Here is an 18,577-nt window from a genome sequence, read left to right as displayed (position 1 = left end):
GGGCCCGGCGGGTTGAGCGCCGGCCGCGCGCGGTGCGCGTGCGGGGCGTCCGGTGGATACTGGCGCCACCGGTTCGCCACCCGAGCGACACGGAGGTGTCCATGGGAACCACCGAGACCCCCACCGACTCCAGGCTCTCCCGGAACCGCGCGGCCCTCGCCCACAAGGTGCGCTACGCGATCGGCCACCCCGAGCGCGTACCCGCCCACCTGCGCCGGGCCGCCCGGGACGCCTGGCTGCGGGCCAGGCACCGCGACCACATCGCCTACTACCGGGCCGTGATGGCCTCCGACGCCGCGCGCAGCCCGGAGGCGGCGGTCGGCGGCAGGCCGTCCCCCGAGCGCTGGCTGGCCATCGGGCAGATGCAGTTCGACTACCTGCTCGAACACGGTCTGCGGCCGGACGACCGGATGCTGGAGATCGGCTGCGGCAACCTGCGGGCGGGCCGGCTGTTCATCGACCACCTGGAGCCGGGCCACTACTACGGCATCGACATATCGCCCGACATCCTCATCGAGGCCAAGCGGACCCTCGTGCGCTACGGACTCCAGGCCAAGCTGCCGTACCTGGCGATCGCCGACGACCTGACCTTCGACTTCCTGCCCGAGGGGCACTTCACGGTCGTCCACGCCCACAGCGTGTTCTCCCACTCGCCGCTGCACGTCATCGACCAGTGCCTGGCCAGCGTGGGGCGGATCCTCGCACCGGGCGGCTTCTTCGACTTCACCTTCGACCGCACCGAGGGCCGCGAACACCACGTGCTGCGCGAGGACTTCTACTACCGGACCGAGACGCTGACCGGCCTCGCCGCCCGGCACGGCCTCCGGGCGCGCCTCATGGACGACTGGGAGCGCCGCCCGCACGGCCAGTCCAAGATCCGCGTCACCCACCCGGCGGGGGACCGGGCGGCGGCGGACGGGAGGGCCGGCGCGCCCGCGCCGTGACGGAGCGGTGGCAGTGCCATGACGGGGCCGTGACGCATCCGTGAGGGGGGAGGCCGCGGCGGGCGCGCCGAACCGGGCCCGGGGCCGGGTTCAGGCCGGGTCCTGTTCCGGCGCCTCCGCCGCCGCGAGCGGGGACGCGGCCGGGAGCCGGCCGTCGCCGCCGTACAGGCGCAGGGCCGCTCCGTACCCGGCGCGCAGCTCCTCCACCTCGTCCGCGCCGCAGCGGTGGCCCGTCGCCTCCTCCAGGAGGCGGTCGTACCGGCCGAGGTCCTCCAGCCGGGTGCTCAGCCGGAGCGCGGCGCGCACGGGACGGCGCAGCCACCACGAACGGATCCGGTCGGCGGGGCGGGCCAGCAGGGCGTCGGCGTAGCCGCCCACGTCCAGGGGGTTGGCGGCCGCCTTGAGCACACCGGGCACGATGTCGACGAGCCGGTCGACCGAGTCCGGGGCCCCGGCCCGGTCGTCCGGCCCGATCTCGGCGCGCAGCGCCTCCAGGGCCGCGGCGAGGCGGCGGCGGGCGGCCCGGACCTCTCCCAGCGTCGAACCGGCGTCGAGGCCCTGCTGGAGCCCGGCCAGGGACCGGCGCAGTCCCCGGTACCGCCGGCGCAGGTCGTCCACGGCGGCGGCGATGTCGCCGTGCGAGCGCAGGTGGTCGAGGAAGAGGGCGAGCGCGGGCGGCAGGTACAGCGGGAGGGGTTCCTCCTCCTCGTAGACCTCCTCGACGGTCGCGCGGAAGGCGTCGGCGACGGCCTCGTAGACGCGGTCCTGGACGGTGCGGCGCACGTGCTCGGTCATGAGGTGGTAGACGGGCAGGCGGTGCAGGGAGGGCAGGAACGGCACGCGCAGACGGGCGGAGGCCCGCCAGTAGACGAAGGTGCGCAGGTGCGAGACGCCGCCGCCGATCGCGCCGCTGCTCCAGTAGCCGATGTAGCGGAGCGTCTGCGCGCCGAGCGTGCGCAGGGGGTCGGCGCGCAGTTCGGCGGCCCGCTCGCCGATCCACCAGTGGGCCATGTCGCCCTCGACGTCGCCGTGCAGGGCCTGGACCAGGTCCTCGTGCTCCCCTTCCGGGGGCCGGTGTTCCAGCAGCCGGCGAACGCCGTCGCCCACCTCCTCGGCGGACGCGTGGCGGTGGCGGCGGCCCGGGCCCGCCGGTTCCCGGGAGGCGCCGGCATCGCGCAGGAAGCCGGTGAGCTCCTGCGAGACGCCCTCCGCGAGGGGACGCGTGTCCACGTGCCGCAGGACACGGCGGTCGAGCAGCACGCGCCGCAGGGCCAGCCCCTCCGCGTCGGCCGGGAGGTGCGCGTCGAGCACGTGGATCTCGTCGTACAGCAGCAGGGCGTCGAGCAGCGTCGACAGGTGGACCAGGCGCTCGGCCGTGCCCGGCGGCCTGCCGCCGAGCCGGCCGAGGGGCGGGGGCGGGGGCAGGGGGGTGGCGGTGCCGTCGAGCAGTCTCGCCGCCTCGCACAGTGTCGTCTGGTCGATGAGCACCCGGCTGGGGTGCGGAGCCGCCATGGCCGTCTCCTCGTGTTCAGCGTGTTCCGTCCGTCCCGTGCGTTCCGTCCGTCCCGCGTGGCCGGAGCGACGGGAGCGGTGGGATGAGCGGGCCGGCGTCCCCCGGCCCGCTCATCCCACCGGTGCGCCGGCGGCCGCGTCCGCCCCGCGCGGGTCCTCCCCCGACAGCAGGGCGCCCAGGCCCTCGCGGGTGGCGGCGACCACCACGCGGTCGCCCTCCGTCATCACGTAGCCGTCGTGCAGCCGCCAGGCGAGGTCGCCGGTGAGGGTGTACGTGCGGGCGCCGGACGACAGGGAGCCCAGGTCGGCGCGGCGGAGGTCGGGCGGGGCGGTGTCCAGGGCGAGGATCCGCCAGGAGCCGGGGCGGAACGCCTCGCCGACGGTGCGGCCCTCCAGCAGCCGGTTGCCCGCCACCGACACCGCGGCGAAGACCAGCACCCGGCGGCCGACCGGTATGGCGCCCAGCACCTGGCGGCCCATCATGGCCCCGGCGAAGGCCGGGGCCGCCAGCGCGGAGACGCTGCGGCTGCGGGTCTGGGCGCCGGGGTAGGTGTCGCGCAGCGTGCGGTAGACGGTGGCGGCGAACTCGTCGTCGAACAGCCGCATCACCACCCGCAGGTCGGGGTTGACCTGGCGGGCGTAGAGCGTGGCCTCCAGATTGGTGCCGCTGTCGCTGGTGAGGGCCAGCAGGGCGCGGCTGCGCGCTATCCCCGCCTCCTCCGGCACCCCGCCCTCGGTGACGTCGGCGATCAGGGTCGGCACCCGGCGCGCACGGGCCGTGGCGATGCCGCGGGCCTCCGCGTCGCGCTCGACGCAGACCACCGGGATGCCCAGTTCCAGCAGCTGGTCCAGCACCCTGGTGCCGACCTTGCCCAGGCCGAGCAGGACGACGTGCCGGTCGATGCCGCGCGGCGGGGGCGGCAGGGTGGCCGCCCGGCGGAAGGTGCCGTAGCTCTCCAGCACGACGGCGAACATCAGCGGCAGCAGGGCGGTGCCCGCCAGCCCGCCCAGCAGTTGCAGGACCTGCTCCCCAAAGCTGCCCTCCAGCTCCGGCTCGTTGATGGACATGACGTTGAGCAGGGTGATGTACGCGGCGTGCAGCGGGGTCTCGCGGGTGACGTACCAGTTGGCGGCGGCGAGCAGCACGACCACGGCGGTGAGCCCCAGCAGGGAGGCGCGCAGCCTCCGGGAGAAGAAGGTGGCCACCGGCAGCCGCGGCACACGGGGGGCGGGGGCGGCGGCCCGGCCGGGGCGGCGGGTGATCGCCTCCAGGACGACGGTGCCGCGCTCGTCCGGCAGGCCCTCCAGCTCGCGGGGGTCGGGCAGCAGCACGGGGCCGTCGCGGTCCTCGGGGTCGGTGTAGACGTCGCCCTCGTCGGAGTCAGGGGTGTCGGGGAGCAGGGCCAGGGTGCACAGCGGGTCGCGGTGGCCGGCGGTGCCGACGGTGCGCTCCTTGGCCCGCAGCAGCAGCCCGCCGGCGTGGATGACCTTGCTGGTGCCGACCACCGCCGCCGCCACCAGGGAGGGGGCGGCGGTGTCGGCGTCGGACAGGACGGTGGTGGAGGCGTCCACGGCCGTCTGGTCCAGGCCGGGGACGCGGGCGGTGATGGTGCGGTCGAGCAGGTCCTCCAGGTACCGCCCGAGGGTGCGGTTGAACATCCGGATGACCAGGCGCAGTTCGGGGTTGATGCGGCGGGCGCGCAGCGCGGTGTGGATGTTGAGCTGGTCGTCGCCGGAGGTCAGCGCCAGCGCGGCGGCGTGCTCGATGCCCGCCTCCCGCAGCGCCGCGTCGTCGGGCACCTGCGCCTCCACCGCCCGCACCTCCAGGCGCCGGTCGCCGACCAGCGCGGCGATCTGCGGGCCCTGGTCGCCGCCGCGCAGCGAGGGCAGGACGACGGTGACCCGCTGGCCGTAGACGGAGGCGAGTTCGCGGACCAGCCGCTGGGACAGGGAGTTGTCGCCGCAGACGACCATGTGCCCGGACCGGCCGCCGGGAGCCCGCCGCCGGCCGCCCTGCGGCGGTACGGCGGGGACGGGGGTGGGGGACGCGGGCCGGTCCGGCCGGGGTTCCGGCTGAGGGGGGTGCGGGGCTGAGTCGGCCATGGACCGCATTCGATCACGGGGGCCGCGGCGGACGGCACCGTTCCCGCCACCGGGGACGGCGGATGGGACGATGGGCCCATGGGAACGCATGTGATCACCGGGGCGGGCTCCGGCATCGGGGCCGCGCTCGCCGGGCGCCTGGCCGAACGGGGCGACGAGCTGTGGCTGCTGGCGCGGAACGCGGGCCGCGCCAGGGAGCTGGCCGAGCGCTTCCCCGGAGCCCGCACCCTCGTCGGCGACCTGGCCGAACCCGAGCGGCTGTCGTGGGCGCTGTCCCACCAGCAGCTGCCGCAGCACGTGGACTCGCTGCTGCACGTCGCCGGGGTCGTGGACCTGGGCGAGGTCGGGGAGCTGACGCCGAAGGTCTGGAACGCCACCCTGGCCGTCAACCTCGTCGGCCCCGCGGAGCTGACCCGGCTGCTGCTGCCCCAGCTCCGCCTGGCGCGCGGCCACGTGGTCTTCGTCAACTCCGGGGCCGGCCTGAACGCGAACGCCAACTGGGGCGCGTACGCCGCCAGCAAGCACGGGCTGAAGGCGCTGGCCGACTCGCTGCGCGCGGAGGAGGGCGGCGGCGGGGTGCGGGTGACCTCGGTCTACCCGGGCCGCACCGCCACGCCCATGCAGGCCAAGGTGCACCGGCAGGAGGGGAAGGAGTACGACCCCGGGCGCTGGATCACCCCGGACGCGGTGGCGACCGCGGTCCTCACCGCCCTCGACCTGCCCGCGGGCTCGGAGATCACCGATCTGAGGGTGAGGCCGTCGGCGTGAGGGAGCACGTGTGGGGAACGGCCGCGGCGACCGGCGTCGGGTCGATGCCCGGCACCGACGCCCGGGAGGCGGCGAAGGCCGTCACCGGCACGTTCGAACGGTTCCCGTACCTGCCGGAGCTGCCCGCGCGCGGGCCCGGCGCGGACATGATCGGGCGGACGGCCGGGCTGCTGGTGGAGCTGTACGCGCGGCTGGAGCCCAGCGGCTGGCGGGTCGGCGACGCGCCCGGGCGCGACACCCGGCGGGCCCGTTCCTGGCTGGGGGAGGACCTCGACGCGTTGGAGGAGTTCACCCAGGGGTACTCCGGGGCGCTGAAGGTCTCCGCCGTGGGGCCGTGGACGCTGGCGGCGTCGCTGGAGCGCCGCGGGGGCGAGGCGATGCTGGGCGACGCCGGCGCCTGCCGCTACCTGGCCGGGTCCCTGGCCGAGGGGCTGCGCGCCCACCTCGCCGAGGTGCGGCGGCGGGTGCCGGGCGCGCGGGTCGTCCTCCAGCTCGACGAGCCGTCGCTGACGGCGGTGCTGCTGGGCCGGGTGCCCACCGCCAGCGGGTACCGCACCCACCCGGCCGTGGACCGCGGCGTCGTCGAGGGCGCGCTGCGGCAGGTGGTGGAGGCGGTGCGGGAACCGGCGGGGGATCCGGACGGCCGGGTTCCCGTGGTGGTGCACTCCTGCGCGCCCGGGGTGCCCTTCGCGCTGCTGCGGCGGGCGGGCGCCGCGGGGGTCTCCTTCGACTTCTCCCTGCTCACCGAGCGTGACGACGAGGCGGTCGGAGAGGCGGTGGAAGCGGGTACGGCGCTGTTCGCGGGAGTGGTGCCCGCGGTGGAGCCGGACTCGAGCGCGTTGTCAGACCCTGCCGGTAGCGTCATGGGTGTCAGGACGCTGTGGCGCAGGTTGGGGCTGTCTCCGGAGCTGCTGACGCGGTCGGTGGTCGTCACGCCCGCCTGCGGGCTGGCGGGCGCCTCGCCCGCGTACGCGCGGGCCGCGCTCGCACACTGCGTCCGGGCCGCACGCTCGCTCGCAAACGACCCTGAGTAACGGGAGGCAGTGTTCATGGAGATGGTGAGCCCGGACAGCGAGACGCGCGAGCGGCACGCGCGGCTGGCTCGGGAGGTCGACGAGCACCGCTTCCGGTACTACGTGACGACGCCGGTCATCAGCGACGCCGAGTTCGACGCCCTGATGCGCGAGCTGCAGGCGCTGGAGGCCGAGTACCCGGAGCTGGCCACGCCCGACTCGCCGACCCAGAAGGTCGCCGGCTCGTACGAGACGGAGTTCACCGCCGTACGGCACCGCGAGCGGATGCTGTCGCTGGACAACGCCTTCGACGACGAGGAGCTGGACTCCTGGGCCGACCGGATCGCACGCGAGCTGAGCGGCGTCCCGTACCACTTCCTGTGCGAGCTGAAGGTGGACGGGCTCGCGGTCAACCTGACGTACGAGCACGGCAGGCTGACGCGCGCCGCGACCCGCGGCGACGGGCGCACCGGCGAGGACATCACGCCCAACGTCCGCACCATCGCGCAGGTCCCCGAGCGGCTGACGGGGGACCGCGTCCCGGCGCTGGTGGAGATCCGCGGCGAGGTGTTCATCCCCATGGAGCGCTTCGAGGAGCTGAACGCGCGGCTGGTGGAGGCGGGCAAGCCGGCGTTCGCCAACCCGCGCAACGCGGCGGCCGGTTCGCTGCGGCAGAAGGACCCCAAGATCACCGCGGAGCGCCCGCTGCACATGGTGGTGCACGGCATCGGCGCCCGCGAGGGCTTCGACATCGACCGGCTGTCGCACGCGTACGAGCTGCTGCGCGAGTGGGGCCTGCCGACGGCCGCGCACAACAGGGTGGTCGGCTCCGTCGAGGGCGTCCGCGAGTTCATCGCGCACTACGGCGCCAACCGCCACTCGGTGGAGCACGAGATCGACGGGGTCGTCGTCAAGCTGGACGAGATCCCCCTCCAGGGGCGGCTGGGCTCCACCTCGCGGGCGCCGCGCTGGGCGATCGCCTGGAAGTACCCGCCGGAGGAGGTCAACACCAGGCTGCTGGACATCAAGGTGAGCATCGGCCGCACCGGTCGGGCCACGCCGTTCGCCGTGGTGGAGCCGGTGACGGTGGCCGGCTCGGAGGTGGAGTTCGCCACCCTCCACAACCAGGACGTGGTCAAGGCCAAGGGCGTGCTGATCGGGGACACCGTCGCGCTGCGCAAGGCGGGCGACGTCATCCCCGAGATCCTGGGCCCCGTGGTCGACCTGCGGGACGGCAGCGAGCGGGAGTTCGTGATGCCCGCCGACTGCCCGGAGTGCGGCACCCCGCTGAAACCGGCCAAGGAGGGGGACGTCGACCTGCGCTGCCCCAACGCCCGCTCCTGCCCGGGGCAGCTGCGCGAGCGGCTCTACTACCTGGCGGGCCGCAGGTGCCTGGACATCGAGCACTTCGGCTACGTGGCCGCCACCGCGCTGACCCAGCCGCTGGAGCCGGCCACACCGCCCCTGAGGGACGAGGGCGACCTGTTCGACCTCACCGTCGAGCAGTTGCTGCCCATCAAGTCCCTGGTGCTGGACCAGGACAGCGGCCTGCCCAAGCGGGATCCGAAGACGGGCGAGGAGAAGGTCGTCACCTTCTTCGCCAACCTCAAGGGCGAGCCGAAGAAGAACGCCCTGGCCATGCTGGAGAACATCCAGGCGGCCAAGGAGCGCCCGCTGGCCCGGATCATCGCGGGGCTGTCGATCCGCCATGTCGGACCGGTGGCGGCCGAGGCGCTGGCCAGGGAGTTCCGCTCGCTGGACCGGATCGCCGAGGCGTCCGAGGAGGAGCTGGCGGCCACCGAGGGGGTCGGTCCGACCATCGCCGCCTCGCTCAGGGCCTGGTTCGCCGAGGACTGGCACCGCGAGATCGTCGAGAAGTGGCGGGCCGCCGGCGTCCGGATGGAGGAGGAGGGCGGCGACGAGGAGGGACCGCGTCCGCTGGAGGGCGTCACCGTCGTCGTCACCGGAACGCTCCAGTCGTACACCCGGGATGGCGCGAAAGAGGCGCTGCAGAACCTGGGAGCAAAAGTGACCGGTTCTGTTTCCAAGAAGACTGATTTTGTTGTGGCAGGCGACAGTCCTGGATCGAAATATGACAAGGCCGTGCAGCTGAAGGTGCCGATCCTGGACGACGACGGCCTCGCCGTCCTGCTGGAGCAGGGGCCCGACGCCGCGCGGGAGGCCGCCGTCACCCCCGTCGAGCCCGCCGCGGAGCCGCCCGCGGAGTGACGGCGTCGGTGCCACGGCCGTCAACGGCCCTGCCGCACAGTGCCGTTGGTGAGTGATGGCGCGGGTCCGCGCGGCGCTTATCAGAGGGACGCGATCGACCGGTCGGCATTCGGGCAAGCCCGATCGATCACTGCCCCCACGGCTGTCCGCGCCCTACTGTTGACGGGGTGCGCCTGCCGTGACGTGGGCACCGACGGCTGTGAGAGGGACGCGCATGCAGCAGAAACCCCGGGACCGGGGACGGCAGTGGCACCGCCGCGTACACCCACAGGCCCCGCCGGGCGACGGCTGCGACGGCGTGCCGGGGCCGCAGCACGCCGCCTGCCCGAAGGTGCCCGGACTCTCCCGCGCGGTCGTCGCGGTCGCCGCCGTCGCACTGGCCGCCGGGGTCCACCGGGTGGTCTCCGAGGGGCACGCCCTCTTCCCCAGCGGTGTGACGGGCTGGTCCTTCGCCGTCCTCACCGGCCTCATCGTCGGACACCTGGTCGCGCTCGGCCGCGACCGCTGGTGGGGCGGCACCGGCTCCGGCGCCGCCCTCACCCTGGCCATCCTGCTGCTGTACGGCTGGATCCCCGCCACCCTGGTCAGCCTCGCCGTGGTGGTCCTGGTCGGCGCGGCCCGGCGGCACCGCTGGCGCCAGGCGCTGCGGCACGGCGCGGTGGACATCCTCGGCATCGGCGCCGCGGCGCTCTGCCTGGCGGCCTTCGGCGTGCGCCCCTCGGTGGAGAACCCCTGGCGCCCGGCCGCCTGGAGCGTGTACGCGCTCCCCGAGGTCCTGCTCGCCGCCGGCGCCTACCTGCTCGTCACCCGGACGCTGCTGTGGTACATCCTGGCCCCGCGCCAGGGCGGGCTGCCCACCGTCGCCCGCACCGCCCTGGCACGGCAGGGGCTGGTCGCCCTCGCGCTGCTGGCCATCTCCCCGCTGATCGTGGTGGTCGCCGTCCACATGCCGCTGCTGCTGCCGCTGTTCGCCGTGCCGCTGGTCTCGCTGGACTCCGCCCTGTGGATCGCCCGCGCCCGCGCCGAGGAGCAGCTCCGCGACCCCCTCACCGGGCTCGCCAACCGCCAGTGGCTGCTGGAGCGCACCTGGTCCGCCCTGGACGAGGCCGACCGGATGGGCGCCCGCTCCGCCCTCGTCCTCATCGACCTCGACCGCTTCCGCTCGGTCAACGACACCCTCGGCCACCTGGCGGGCGACCGGCTGCTGCTGCAGATCGCGGACCGCCTGCGAACGGCGCTGCCCCGCGGTGCCGAGGTGGCCCGGCTCGGCGGCGACGAGTTCGCCGTACTGCTCCCGCTCGCCGACTCGCCCACCAGCGCCCAGCGCATCGCCCGCGCGCTCGTCTCCGCCCTCGGCTCGCCGCTGGACCTGGACGGGCTGACCCTCGAACTGGAGGCCAGCGCGGGGGTCGCCGTCTTCCCGGACCACGCCGGCGAGGCCGAGGGCCTGCTGCGCCGCGCCGACGTCGCGATGTACCAGGCCAAGCGCGACCGCAGCGGCGTCGAGGTCTACGAGGCCACCCGCGACGGCAACACGCCCGACCGGCTGGGCCTGCTGGGCGATCTGCGCCGCGCCCTGGACGCGGGCGAGATCGAGCTGCACTACCAGCCCAAGGTCGCCTTCGACGGCTCCGTCTCCGGCCTGGAGGCCCTGGTCCGCTGGGTCCACCCGGAGCGGGGCAGGGTGCCCCCGGACGAGTTCATCGCCATCGCCGAGTCCTCCGGCCTGATGCCGCGCCTGACCGAGTACGTGCTGGAGACCGCGCTCGCCCAGGTCGCCCGCTGGCGCTCCCGCGGTCTGACCGTGCCGGTCGCCGTCAACGTCTCGCCCCGCGACGTCCACAGCCCCGGCTTCGCCGGATCCGTCGCCGCCCGGCTCGCCCGGCACGGCGTCCCGGCCGGGGCGCTGCAACTGGAGATCACCGAGCACGTCCTGCTGGAGGACCCGCAGCAGGCCGCCGACACCCTCGCCGCGCTCACCGGCCACGGCGTGCGGATGTCCCTGGACGACTTCGGCACCGGCTACTCCTCCCTGGTGCACCTGCGGCGGCTGCCGGTGAGCGAGCTGAAGATCGACCGCTCCTTCGTGGCCCGCCTCGCGGTGGACGCCGAGGACGCCGCGATCGTGCGCTGCACGGTCGACCTCGCGCACTCCCTCGGCCTGCTCGTCGTCGCCGAGGGCGTGGAGGACGACGAGACCTGGGAGCGCCTGCGCGACCTGGGCTGCGACGCCGTGCAGGGCTGGCTGGTCTCGGCCGCCATGCCCCCGGCCGAGGCCACCGCCTGGCTGCGGGCGCGCAACGGGGAGCCGCCGCCGGCCGAGGGGCGCGCGCCCGCGCTGCCGCGCCTCGCCGGCGAGGTCGCCCGCCGCTCCCACGGGCAGCCCGCGCGCTGAGCCCCGCCCTGCCCCGCCGGGCCGGCCGCCGCCCGCCGGGCCGCGTCCCCCACCGCCGTCCACTGCCCTCCACCGCCGTCCACCGCCCGCCCTCCCGCCGGTCCGCGCAGACCGCGCGGCGGCGCTCCGGGAGCGCCCTGCCGCCCGCGGCGCCCGGACGCGGTCCGGTCGCGCCCGCGGGCCCCGCGTGGTAGCGCTGTGCGTCCACGGCGCCGGGAGCCATAGGATTGGGGCGGACCGAAGGAAGAGTCCGAGAAGCCCCGAAAGATCCACCACTCACCCCGAGGAATCGCTGCATGCCTGGCATCACGCGCGAGGAGGTCGCCCACCTCGCCCGGCTGGCGCGTCTGGAGCTGAAGGACGAAGAGCTCGACCACTTCGCCGGACAGCTCGACGACATCATCGGCGCGGTCGCCCGCGTCTCCGATGTCGCCGACGAGGACGTACCGCCGACCTCCCACCCGCTGCCGCTGACCAACGTCATGCGCCCGGACGAGGTCCGTCCGTCGCTGACCCCCGAGCAGGCGCTCTCCGGCGCCCCGGCCCAGGAGCAGCAGCGTTTCAAGGTGCCGCAGATCCTGGGTGAGGAGTGAACGCCGTGACGCATTCGAGTGATCTGACCAGGCTCACCGCGGCCGAGACCGCCGCGAGGATCGCCTCCGGCGAGGCGAGCGCCGTCGAGGTGACCGAGGCCCACCTCGCCCGCATCGAGGCCGTGGACGAGAAGGTGCACGCCTTCCTCCACGTGGACCGCGAGGGCGCGCTGGCCCGCGCCCGCACCGTGGACGCCAAGCGCTCCCGCGGCGAGAGGCTCGGCCCGCTGGCCGGCGTCCCGCTCGCGCTCAAGGACATCTTCACCACCGAGGGCGTGCCGACCACGGTCGGCTCCAGGATCCTCGAGGGCTGGATCCCGCCGTACGACGCCACGCTCACCAGGCGCCTCAAGGACGCCGACGTGGTGATCCTGGGCAAGACCAACATGGACGAGTTCGCGATGGGCTCCTCCACGGAGAACAGCGCCTACGGCCCGACCGGCAACCCGTGGGACCTCACCCGCATCCCGGGCGGCTCCGGCGGCGGCTCCTCGGCGGCGCTCGCCTCGTACCAGGCCCCGCTGGCCATCGGCACCGACACCGGCGGCTCCATCCGCCAGCCGGCGGCCGTCACCGGCACCGTCGGCGTCAAGCCGACCTACGGCGGCGTCTCCCGGTACGGCATGGTCGCCTTCTCCTCCTCCCTCGACCAGGGCGGGCCCTGCGCCCGCACGGTCCTGGACGCGGCCCTGCTGCACGAGGTGATCGCCGGGCACGACCCGCTGGACTCCACCTCCATCGACGCCCCCGTCCCGCCGGTGGTCGAGGCCGCCCGCAACGGGAACGTCGAGGGCCTGCGGGTCGGCGTGGTCAGGGAACTCGCGGGCGAGGGCTACCAGGCCGGCGTCATGCAGCGCTTCGACGAGTCGGTGGAGCTGCTGCGCGAGCTGGGCGCCGAGGTCGTCGAGATCTCCTGCCCGTCCTTCGACAAGGCGCTGGCGGCGTACTACCTGATCGCGCCGTCGGAGTGCTCCTCCAACCTGGCCCGCTTCGACGCCATGCGCTACGGCCTGCGCGTCGGCGACGACGGCACCCGCTCGGCGGAGGAGGTCACCTCCCTCACCCGCGAGGCGGGCTTCGGCCCCGAGGTCAAGCGCCGCATCATGCTGGGCACCTACGCGCTGTCCTCCGGCTACTACGACGCCTACTACGGTTCCGCGCAGAAGGTGCGCACGCTCATCAAGCGCGACTTCGACGCCGCGTTCGGGCAGGTGGACGTGCTGGTCTCCCCGACCACCCCGACCACCGCGTTCCCCATCGGGGAGCGGGCGGACGACCCGATGGCCATGTACCTGGCGGACCTGTGCACCATCCCGTCCAACCTGGCGGGCAACGCGGCCATGTCGCTGCCGTGCGGCCTGGCCCCCGAGGACGGGCTCCCGGTGGGTCTGCAGATCATCGCCCCCGCCATGGCCGACGACCGGCTCTACCGTGTCGGAGCGGCGGTCGAGGCCGCGTTCCACGCACGCTGGGGACACCCGCTGCTCGAGGAGGCACCCGCGCTGTGAGCACCCTGAAGAAGGCCAAGGGATTCAAGAAGTCCAGGCCCGGCCTGTACCTGTCCATCGGCACCTCGCTCTTCGGCATCGTCGGCATCGTCAAGCAGGTCCAGCTCGCCCGCCGCGAGACCGACAGGCTCAAGCTGCTGGACGCCGTCGTCTCCGGCGCCGCGGTCCTCACCAACGCCGCCGTCCTCATCCGCGAGCTGCGCCGCCTGGACATCGACGACGTCCTCGCCGACGACTGACCGCAGCGCCTGAAAGGTTTGGCTTTCCGTGACTGTCACTGAACTGGTGTCGTACGAGGACGCGCTGGCCTCCTACGACCCCGTCATGGGCCTGGAGGTCCATGTCGAACTGGGCACCAGGACCAAGATGTTCTGCGGCTGCTCCACCGCGCTGGGCGCCGAGCCCAACACGCAGACCTGCCCCGTCTGCCTCGGCATGCCCGGCTCGCTGCCGGTGGTCAACGCGACCGCCGTGGAGTCCGCCGTGCGCATCGGCCTCGCGCTGAACTGCGAGATCGCCGAGTGGTGCCGGTTCGCCCGGAAGAACTACTTCTATCCGGACATGCCGAAGAACTTCCAGATCTCCCAGTACGACGAGCCGATCGCCTTCGACGGCTACCTGGACGTCCAGCTGGAGGACGGCGAGGTCTTCCGCGTGGGCATCGAGCGCGCCCACATGGAGGAGGACACCGGCAAGTCCACCCACATCGGCGGCGCCACCGGCCGCATCCACGGCGCCGTGCACTCCCTGCTGGACTACAACCGCGCCGGCATCCCCCTGATCGAGATCGTCACCAAGCCGATCACCGGCGCCGGGGAGCGCGCGCCGGAGGTGGCCAGGGCGTACGTCGCCGAGCTGCGCGAGCTCATCCGCGCCCTCGGGGTGTCCGAGGCCCGGATGGAGATGGGCCAGATGCGCTGCGACGTCAACCTGTCGCTGCGGCCGCACGGCACCGAGACGTTCGGCACCCGCTCGGAGACCAAGAACGTCAACTCGCTGCGCAGCGTGGAGCGGGCCACCCGCTTCGAGATCCAGCGCCACGCCGCGGTGCTGGGCTCGGGCGGGACGATCGTCCAGGAGACCCGCCACTTCCACGAGGACGACGGCTCCACCACCTCCGGCCGGGTCAAGGAGGAGGCGGAGGACTACCGCTACTTCCCCGAGCCGGACCTGGTGCCCGTCGCCCCCGCGCGCGACTGGGTGGAGAAGCTGCGGGCCGGGCTGCCCGAGCTGCCGCGGGTGCGCCGCAACCGGCTGCGCGAGGAGTGGGGCATCTCCGAGCACGAGATGCAGTCCGTCCTCAACGCCGGCGCCATCGACCTGATCACCGCCACCATGGACGCCGGGGCGCCGGCCGACCAGGCCCGCAAGTGGTGGATGGGCGAGCTGGCCCGCCGGGCGAACGAGCAGGGCACCGAGCTGTCCGCCCTGCCGATCACCCCGGCCCAGGTCGCCCGGGTGTGCGCGCTGGTCGCGGAGGGCTCCCTCAACGACAAGCTGGCCCGCCAGGTCATCGAGGGCGTCCTCGCGGGCGAGGGCGAGCCGGACGAGGTCGTGGACGGGCGCGGCCTCAAGGTCGTCTCGGACACCGGCGCGCTGAGCGCCGCCGTGGACGAGGCGATCGCGGCCAACGAGGCGATCGCCGAGAAGATCCGCGGCGGCAAGGTGGCCGCGGCGGGCGCGCTCGTCGGCGCCGTCATGAAGGCCACCCGCGGCCAGGCGGACGCCGCCCGGGTGCGCGAGCTCATCCTGGAGAAGCTGGGCGTCCAGGGCTGACGCCCGCCCGCCCGGCCGGCACGGCCCGGCCCCCGCGCTCCCGCCCGGAGCGCGGGGGCCGGGCCGTCTCCTTGCCCGGGTGCCTCGGCTGGGCCTCCTCGGACGGACTCCCCGGCGGGGGAGGCGCCCGCCGGGAAGCCCGTCTGAGGAGGCCTCACGCCCCACCCCCTCGCGTCCTAAGGAACCCGGGGCCCGGAACATCGGTCAGGCTCCCGATGCGGCCGCCCCGCCTTGGGGACGAAGGTCGGTCCTGTCCGCGGACGGCGGACGGGACGACCACCGAGGACCGGAGGAGACCGGGATGTTCGACTACCAGACGCACCGGCTGCGCGCCGAGGAACTGCGCCGCGAGGCCGAACGGGAACGGCTGGCGAGCCGGGTCGCCGCCGCCCGCCGCCGTCGCCGCCGGGAGGAGCGGGCCGCCGGGCGGAACGGGGAGCCGGTGAACGGCGGACGGGGGAACGGCGGGCGGGGGAACGGCGGCGGTACGGACGGGGGTCCGGACCGGTGGGTCCGGGCCGCCTGAGGCCCGCTCCCGCACCGGCCGCCCCCGCACCGGCGGGTGCGCTTCCGGCGGAAGCCCTGCGGGCGAAACCCGGTGCCGCGGCGCCCGGCATCTGTGCGATGCTCGGCGCCGTGGACAGTTCCAGGGTCAGCCCGGTGTTCGTGGGCCGCGGAGCCGAACTGGCCGCCCTGACCGACGCGCTCGCCCGCGCCGGCACGGGCGAGCCGCAGGCCGTGGTGGTGGCGGGGGAGGCCGGCGTCGGCAAGACGCGCCTGCTGGAGGAGTTCCTGGCCGCCACCCGGGCCCGCGGCGCGGTCGCGGCCGTCGGCGGATGCGTCGAGATCGGCGCCGAGGGACTGCCGTTCGCGCCCGTCTCCACCGTGCTGCGCTCCCTGCACCGCCGGCTCGGCCGGGAGCTGACGGCCGCCGCCGCGGGCCAGGAGGGCGAACTGGCCCGCCTGCTGCCGGAGCTGGGCGAGACCACCCGCGAGTGGCACGAGGAGGACGGCCGGGCCCGGCTGTTCGAGCTGACGGCCCGGCTGCTGGAGTCCCTCTCCCGCGAGCGCACCCTCGTCCTGGTCGTGGAGGACCTGCACTGGGCCGACCGCTCCACGCGCGAGCTGCTGGCGTACCTCTTCCGCTCGCTCGACCGCGCCCGGCTGGTCATCGTGGCCACCTACCGCTCCGACGACATCCACCGGCGCCATCCGCTGCGCCCCTTCCTCGCCGAGCTGGACCGGCTGCGGACCGTCCGCCGGATCGAGCTGCCCCGGCTCAGCCGGGAGGAGGTGCGGGCGCAGATGGCCGGCATCCAGGGGGTGGAGGTCCCCGAGCACGAACTGGTGGAGCAGGTCTTCCAGCGCTCCGAGGGCAACCCCTTCTTCGTGGAGGAGCTGACGGTCTCCGGAACCGCCTGCGGCATCAGCGACTCGCTGCGCGACCTGCTGCTGGTACGCGTCGAAGCGCTGCCGGAGGACGCCCAGCAGGTGGTCCGGACCGCGGCCGAGGGCGGCTCCGCGGTGGAGCACGCCCTGCTCGCCGCGGTGGCGCGGCTGCCCGAGGACGAGCTGATCGAGGCGCTGCGGGCCGCGGTGGGCGCCAACGTCCTCGCCCCCACCCAGGACGGCGACGGCTACCGCTTCCGGCACGCCCTGGTGCGCGAGGCCGTCTCGGAGGACCTGCTGCCCGGCGAGCGCGTCGGCCTCAACCGCCGCTACGCCCAGGCACTGGAGAACGACCCCTCCCTGGTCCGCACCGACGAGCGGGCCGCCCGGCTGGCCAGCCACTGGTACGCCGCGCACGACGTGGCCAAGGCGCTGCCCGCCGTCCTGGACGCCGCGGTCGCCGCCCGCCGCCGCTACGCCTACGCCGAGCAACTGCGCCTGCTGGACCGGGCCCTGGAGCTGTGGGAGGACGCGACGCCCCGGACCCGGAGCGCCCTGCGCTCCTTCGACCAGGCCGAGGTGTACCCGGCCTGCGGGAGCGAGGACCGCGGGAACGGGGAGGAGCGCGAGAGCGGGGCGCTGCGCTACCTCGACCTGCTGGCCGAGACGGTGACCGCCGCCCAGCTGTCGGGGGAGCGCAAGAGGGCGCAGGCCGTCATCAAGCGCGCCCTGCGGCTGCTGGACGAGGAACGGGACCCGCTGCGCGCGGCCTGGTTCTGGACCCAGCGCTCCAAGCTCGCGGAGACCACCGCCCAGGGCGACGGCTGGGCGGAGCTGGGGCGGGCCCAGGAACTGGTGCGCGGACTGCCGCCCTCCCCGGTGCACGCCGAGGTGCTGGCGGGCGCCGCCGCCTGGGGCGCCGTCCACGACCCCGGCCCGGACGCCTTCTCCACCGCACGGCGCGCGGTGGAGCTGGCCGCCCTGGTGGGGGCCGCGAGCACCGAGCTGCACGCCCGGCTGACCCTGGGCAGCCTGCGGGTCTTCTCCGGCGACGTCGACACCGGGCTCGCCGAGATGGAGGAGGTCGCCCGGCGCGCGGTGGAGCAGGGCGAGGTCGCCGTCGTGGGGCGCTGTCACGTCAACCTCTCCTCCGCGCTGGAAGGAGTGGGCCGCTCCGCGGAGGCCGTGCAGGTGGCGGAGGAGGGGCTGCGGGCCGCCCACCGCTTCGGCCTCCAGGACACCAGGGCGTGGCTCCACGGCAACCTGGCCGAGTCGCTGGTCTCGCTGGGGCGCTGGGAGGAGGCCGACGCGGCGCTGGCCGCCACGCGCAAGCTGGCGCGCAGCGCCAAGCCGCGCGGCTCGGCCGCGCTCAAGACCGCCCACCTCGCCGTCCGCCGGGGCGACCCCGAACGGGCCGCGGACCTGCTGGCCGAGGCCTGGACGCACTACGGCACGCACGACCCGCAGCCGCAGTACACCATCCCGCTCGCCCGGCTGGCGCTGGAGATCGAGGCGATGCGCGGCCGGCCGCTCCAGGCCCGGCGCGTCCTGGAGGAGGCCCTGGACCGGGGCTTCCCGCTCTCCACCGAGCGCTACGCCTGGCCGTTGCTGCACGCCGCGCTGACGGTGGAGGCCGACGCGCGCGGGCTGCCCGCCGCGGAGCCGGGCCGGGCCCGCGTGCTGGAGCGGATCCGCGAGGCGGCCAGGAGGCTGCCGAGGCTGGTGCCGGTGTGGGCCGCGCACGGGCTGATGCTGGACGCCGAACTGCGGCGGGCCGAGGGACGCGACGACCCGGACCGCTGGGCCGAGACGGCGGCCGCCTTCGAGGGGCTGGAGCGGCCCTACCGGCTGGCCCAGGCCCGCCACCGCTGGGCACAGGCCCTGCTCGACGCCGGGCGGGAGCGGGAGCGGGCCGCCGGACTGCTGGCCCGCGCGCACGCCACGGCCCTGCGGCTGGGCGCGGCGCCGCTGCGCGAGAGCGTCGAGCGGCTGGCCGGGCGGGCCCGCGTCCCCCTCCCGGCCCCCGGGGGCGGGAACGCGGAAGGGAGCGGGAGCGGACCGGGGACCGCGGCCGGGACGCCTCCGGCCGACCCGGTGGAGTCCTTCGGCCTCACCCCGCGCGAGCGCGACGTCCTGCGGCTGGTCGCGGCGGGCCGCAGCAACCGGCAGATCGCCGAGGAGCTGTTCATCTCGCCCAAGACGGCCAGCGTCCACGTCTCCAACATCCTGGCCAAGCTGGAGGTTTCGGGACGCGGCGAGGCGGCGGCGATGGCGCACCGGCTGCGGCTGGTGGACCCGGTGCGGGAGCGCGGCCGCGCGGCGGTGGGGTGAGCGGGCGCAGCCGGCG

The 18,577-nt window shown here is 75.0% G+C and carries 13 protein-coding genes; 11 read left to right on the top strand and 2 right to left on the bottom strand.

Annotation, left to right across the window (positions count from 1 at the left end; translation table 11 throughout):
* The first annotated feature begins 101 nt into the window (after positions 1 to 101).
* On the top strand, positions 102 to 944 hold the full coding sequence (locus tag QC029_RS21580) for a class I SAM-dependent methyltransferase (RefSeq protein WP_279557385.1): 843 nt from the start codon (positions 102 to 104) through the stop codon (positions 942 to 944).
* A 90-nt stretch (positions 945 to 1,034) separates the two neighbouring features.
* Here the strand turns inward: QC029_RS21580 and QC029_RS21575 are convergent, their stop codons facing one another.
* Together QC029_RS21575 and QC029_RS21570 are read right to left on the bottom strand one after the other, a co-directional pair.
* Positions 1,035 to 2,456 (bottom strand): hypothetical protein, encoded by a 1,422-nt coding sequence (locus QC029_RS21575; protein WP_279557384.1) that lies wholly within the window; start codon positions 2,454 to 2,456, stop codon positions 1,035 to 1,037.
* 111 nt (positions 2,457 to 2,567) lie between these two features.
* Positions 2,568 to 4,430: an NAD-binding protein gene (locus QC029_RS21570; protein WP_279557398.1), complete on the bottom strand. Its 1,863-nt coding sequence runs from the start codon at positions 4,428 to 4,430 to the stop codon at positions 2,568 to 2,570.
* Between the two features lie 207 nt (positions 4,431 to 4,637).
* Between QC029_RS21570 and QC029_RS21565 the strand changes: the two genes are divergently transcribed.
* The 10 genes from QC029_RS21565 (at position 4,638) to QC029_RS21520 (ending at position 18,561) form a co-directional block, all read left to right on the top strand.
* Complete coding sequence (locus QC029_RS21565) at positions 4,638 to 5,327, top strand: SDR family oxidoreductase (RefSeq protein WP_279557383.1); 690 nt, start codon at positions 4,638 to 4,640, stop codon at positions 5,325 to 5,327.
* A 44-nt stretch (positions 5,328 to 5,371) separates the two neighbouring features.
* Positions 5,372 to 6,361, top strand: coding sequence for a methionine synthase (locus tag QC029_RS21560; RefSeq protein ID WP_336621608.1), 990 nt, complete (start codon positions 5,372 to 5,374; stop codon positions 6,359 to 6,361).
* Positions 6,362 to 6,376: 15 nt separating this feature from the next.
* On the top strand, positions 6,377 to 8,569 hold the full coding sequence (gene ligA / locus QC029_RS21555; RefSeq protein ID WP_279557381.1) for an NAD-dependent DNA ligase LigA: 2,193 nt from the start codon (positions 6,377 to 6,379) through the stop codon (positions 8,567 to 8,569).
* Positions 8,570 to 8,783: 214 nt separating this feature from the next.
* The gene (locus QC029_RS21550; protein ID WP_279557380.1) at positions 8,784 to 10,964 is read left to right on the top strand and encodes a bifunctional diguanylate cyclase/phosphodiesterase; all 2,181 of its coding nucleotides are present in this window, start codon (positions 8,784 to 8,786) and stop codon (positions 10,962 to 10,964) included.
* A 296-nt stretch (positions 10,965 to 11,260) separates the two neighbouring features.
* Positions 11,261 to 11,557, top strand: a complete 297-nt coding sequence (gene gatC, locus QC029_RS21545; RefSeq protein ID WP_031505700.1) for an Asp-tRNA(Asn)/Glu-tRNA(Gln) amidotransferase subunit GatC — start codon at positions 11,261 to 11,263, stop codon at positions 11,555 to 11,557.
* A 5-nt stretch (positions 11,558 to 11,562) separates the two neighbouring features.
* Positions 11,563 to 13,065, top strand: coding sequence for an Asp-tRNA(Asn)/Glu-tRNA(Gln) amidotransferase subunit GatA (gene gatA, locus QC029_RS21540; RefSeq protein WP_279557379.1), 1,503 nt, complete (start codon positions 11,563 to 11,565; stop codon positions 13,063 to 13,065).
* On the top strand, positions 13,062 to 13,304 hold the full coding sequence (locus tag QC029_RS21535; RefSeq protein WP_279557378.1) for a hypothetical protein: 243 nt from the start codon (positions 13,062 to 13,064) through the stop codon (positions 13,302 to 13,304). Before gatA ends, QC029_RS21535 begins: the two co-directional genes overlap by 4 nt.
* A 28-nt stretch (positions 13,305 to 13,332) precedes the next feature.
* Positions 13,333 to 14,841, top strand: coding sequence for an Asp-tRNA(Asn)/Glu-tRNA(Gln) amidotransferase subunit GatB (gene gatB, locus QC029_RS21530; protein WP_279557377.1), 1,509 nt, complete (start codon positions 13,333 to 13,335; stop codon positions 14,839 to 14,841).
* Positions 14,842 to 15,142: 301 nt separating this feature from the next.
* Positions 15,143 to 15,367 (top strand): hypothetical protein, encoded by a 225-nt coding sequence (locus tag QC029_RS21525; RefSeq protein ID WP_279557376.1) that lies wholly within the window; start codon positions 15,143 to 15,145, stop codon positions 15,365 to 15,367.
* A 98-nt stretch (positions 15,368 to 15,465) separates the two neighbouring features.
* On the top strand, positions 15,466 to 18,561 hold the full coding sequence (locus QC029_RS21520) for a helix-turn-helix transcriptional regulator (protein WP_279557375.1): 3,096 nt from the start codon (positions 15,466 to 15,468) through the stop codon (positions 18,559 to 18,561).
* Positions 18,562 to 18,577: the final 16 nt, after the last annotated feature.

The organism is Streptomyces sp. DH37, from assembly GCF_029813835.1.
Lineage (GTDB): Bacteria > Actinomycetota > Actinomycetes > Streptomycetales > Streptomycetaceae > Streptomyces.
This window is presented reverse-complemented; position numbering and strand designations above follow the sequence as displayed.